Origin of the sequence: Persicirhabdus sediminis (assembly GCF_016595495.1) — a bacterium.
Lineage (GTDB): Bacteria > Verrucomicrobiota > Verrucomicrobiia > Verrucomicrobiales > Akkermansiaceae > Persicirhabdus > Persicirhabdus sediminis.
This window is the reverse complement of sequence record NZ_JAENIM010000026.1, coordinates 1-2,946: the sequence shown is the minus strand read 5'-3', so window position 1 is coordinate 2,946 and position 2,946 is coordinate 1. Positions and strand designations below refer to the sequence as shown.

Here is a 2,946-nt window from a genome sequence, read left to right as displayed (position 1 = left end):
CTACGTAAGTTACTCGGAGATCATAAGTTCAAGCAGTCGATGTCAGCCAAAGGAAACTGCTACGACAATGCGACATGTGAGAGTTTTTTCGGCTCACTTAAAGCAGAACTACTTCCGAGCTGTGGCTATTTCGCAAGCAGAGAACTAGCTCGCAAAGCTATTTTTGAGTACATTGAGGGCTTTTATAACACCTACAGACGCCACTCATCACTGGGCTATATATCGCCATTTGAGTACCTCAAAAAACAAAATCAGGTTGCTCTAGCAGCCTAATTCAACTAAAAAAATTAAAGGAGACTTGCTGTACGAAATTTGAGGGGAAGATCAGTCAAGCACTTGCCCAGAATTGAAGTCACCAGGCCTCTGGGAATGGAATATAATCAAGAAACAAGCTGGTCGCCTCACCCGCCTACTTCGAAAACTAGCCAAGGAGGGCGCCCCAGTCGGTGCGAGCAACTCCTAATTGCGTCGCTCGACCTCTACGTTCACCCCATCACATCCGCCAGCTAATTTGTTGACTGATTAGAGCCTTCTTCCCAGCACTACTCGGGCTGGAATGTCATGGTCGTGTAGATAGCTTTATGATCTGAGACGACTGGTTCATCAAGAACGTCGTGGACTACCTCTACCAGCTTGAGATTTTTCACCATGATGAAATCGATTTCCACTCTTGGTTTGTATGACGGGAATGTCTTTTTGCCGCCTTTATCGAGGATTTGCCACTCATCTTCCTCTAGCAATTTGATAGAATTATCTGATCTCTGACCATTAAAATCACCAGCTAGAATGATTGGATTAGAGTAGTTCTTCAGCGCCTTCATCAGCGCGGTAACTTGCTTGGTTCGAATCTTTTCGTTAGTCCAATCGTTATGAATACACAGCAGTGAAACGGGCACTGACAGTCCATCTAACTCTACTTTAACTTCCAGCGCGCAACGAGGTTCAGCGCCTTTGGGCAAAGGATGGGCAATGGTCTCTTTGATAGGAAGACGGGACAAAACCGCCATGCCATACTCACCACCTTGTAGATCCATGAATTTGCCAAAGCGATGATCCATCTTCAGCAAGCCGCCTAACTCTTTTGCTAGATCTTGGTTGCCGCTGCGCGTGCAATTTTTATCCACCTCCTGGAGCACAACGAGATCGGGCGATGTCTGCGAGATGTGGTCAGCAATTCGCTTGAGATCTATCTTATCATCCATGCCTTCACCGTGGCGGATGTTATAGGATACTACCTTGAGTGTATGCGCCTCAGCAGATTCCTTTGCGGACGCTATGCCTGTGGATAAGATCGAACATGCGGTGATGAGTAGGTAGAATAATTGGCGCATCATTATATTTCCTTTCTGGTTAGATTGCTAGGCTCAGCAGTGGAGCTACTGAGAGAAGTTTGATTAGTTGTTATGAATGAATCAGCAATGCCTAGCTGGTCAGGTGACGATTACGCACCAGTGAGTTACAGCTGCCCGCAGAGATTTTTATTCAATAACAGCTCTGATAACAACATGGCTCAGCCAGTGTGTAAAACTAAGAATCAATGTTTCTAGCAAAAAATGGAATTTGACGCGCAGCGGTTGAGAAAACTTCATCAGCAACTGTTAGTCAGCCAGCTAGTTGATTAGATAATGAATAATCGCCCCCCGCCCTTTCCTTTCCTAGCTAGGGCTATTTACTAACGCATCCATTCTAGCCAAACCTCTGCCATAGCAGGTAGATAACAATACCTATGATGAGAGCAATTGTTAGCGTAGAAAATCCCGCGGCATTCTTTTGCTTCAACTCTGGGTGGGCGGGCACAAGCTTAGCTGTGATTGCTTCTACCGCTTTTTTCCCTTCAACCAGACCTTGCCCAGTAAACTCGCGGTAGAGCTTGATGGCATGGATCTTGTTACCTGATAGAATAGCCTCGGTGACATGTTTAAATTCCTCTTCAGAAAGTTCAGTTTTCATTATTTTAGGATTTCAGTAATCGACACGCAGCACTTAATACCAATGGCTAGCAGACATGCATGAGAAAAAACTATCGACAGTCGGCTTAGGAGTCAAACAGCCAGCTAAACCCATGGCCCCATGGACAAACCATGTTTGATTTTGTTATGCCATGACACGCTTTCTCCCCTAGCTAGCTGAAAATTCACACGGCGCCCCACCTGCTAGCTGGCTATTTCATTGACTGATTAGATATTTCTATCAACTTTTAGTAAGTTCACTGAACACTGAAAACTTTCCACAGCGAACTAAGAGCGCAGCCCGCTACCATCATGAAATCTATCAATCTGACTAAAAATCCCGCCAGCCAGCACCACAGAGATAATGATCGCAGCCTCGGCTAATCTCGCGGAAAATGTTAAATCACTCAACCATTACTACGAATCAATACTGTTCGGCTGAAAGAATGAAACTAGCGGCGAAACCACTTGGCCCTCGATTAGGCATCTTTCTGCTATGGGTTGCGGCTTCTCTTTCGGCGTTCTGGGACTCACCAGCGAAAGGAATTCTCTTTGGAATCGGATTCGGACTTGTAATCTGGACTCGCGGTTTTCTAAGAGGCGAGAGCCTGACATAATATTTGTGTTTTTGGTCGCATTTGTAAAATACGACCATGAAGAAAAAAAAGACAGAAGCAGACAAGGCCTTGGATGAATTTTTTAACTCATTCATAGCGAAACAAAAGGCAGCTGGAGCGAGTCCGGCTGAGCTGGCAGTTCAGGGTGACGATCTCATCAAAAAGCTAATGAAAAGGTTCTACGAGAGTGCCTTAGCTGGTGAGATGGATGACCATTTAGGCTACGAAAAAGGCCAGCGCAAAGGCGGTAAACGCGGAAATGTGCGCAACGGAACCAGCCGCAAAAAAGCGATCAGTGAGCACGGTGAGTTAGAGGTGGCCATCCCGCGAGATCGCAAGGGAGAATTTGAGCCGAAGATTTTGCCTAAAAATCAGCGTCG

The 2,946-nt window shown here is 45.8% G+C and carries 5 protein-coding genes; 3 read left to right on the top strand and 2 right to left on the bottom strand.

The features are described 5' to 3' along the window. Positions 1-273 (top strand): integrase core domain-containing protein (locus JIN82_RS05450; protein ID WP_200310566.1); only part of this gene is annotated, 273 nt, incomplete at its 5' end. A gap of 269 nt (positions 274-542) precedes the next feature. Here JIN82_RS05450 and JIN82_RS05445 read toward each other — a convergent pair. Continuing rightward, complete coding sequence (locus tag JIN82_RS05445) at positions 543-1,334, bottom strand: endonuclease/exonuclease/phosphatase family protein (protein ID WP_200310635.1); 792 nt, start codon at positions 1,332-1,334, stop codon at positions 543-545. Between the two features lie 69 nt (positions 1,335-1,403). Between JIN82_RS05445 and JIN82_RS05440 the strand changes: the two genes are divergently transcribed. Next, on the top strand, positions 1,404-1,547 hold the full coding sequence (locus JIN82_RS05440; protein ID WP_200310634.1) for a hypothetical protein: 144 nt from the start codon (positions 1,404-1,406) through the stop codon (positions 1,545-1,547). Positions 1,548-1,686: 139 nt separating this feature from the next. On the opposite strand, the gene JIN82_RS05435 is transcribed toward JIN82_RS05440, so the two are convergent. After that, positions 1,687-1,950: a ribosomal protein L7/L12 gene (locus JIN82_RS05435; RefSeq protein WP_200310633.1), complete on the bottom strand. Its 264-nt coding sequence runs from the start codon at positions 1,948-1,950 to the stop codon at positions 1,687-1,689. Positions 1,951-2,602: 652 nt separating this feature from the next. Here JIN82_RS05435 and JIN82_RS05430 point away from each other — a divergent pair. After that, positions 2,603-2,946, top strand: a 344-nt coding sequence (locus tag JIN82_RS05430; protein ID WP_200310632.1) for a transposase, incomplete at its 3' end; no start/stop codon positions are given.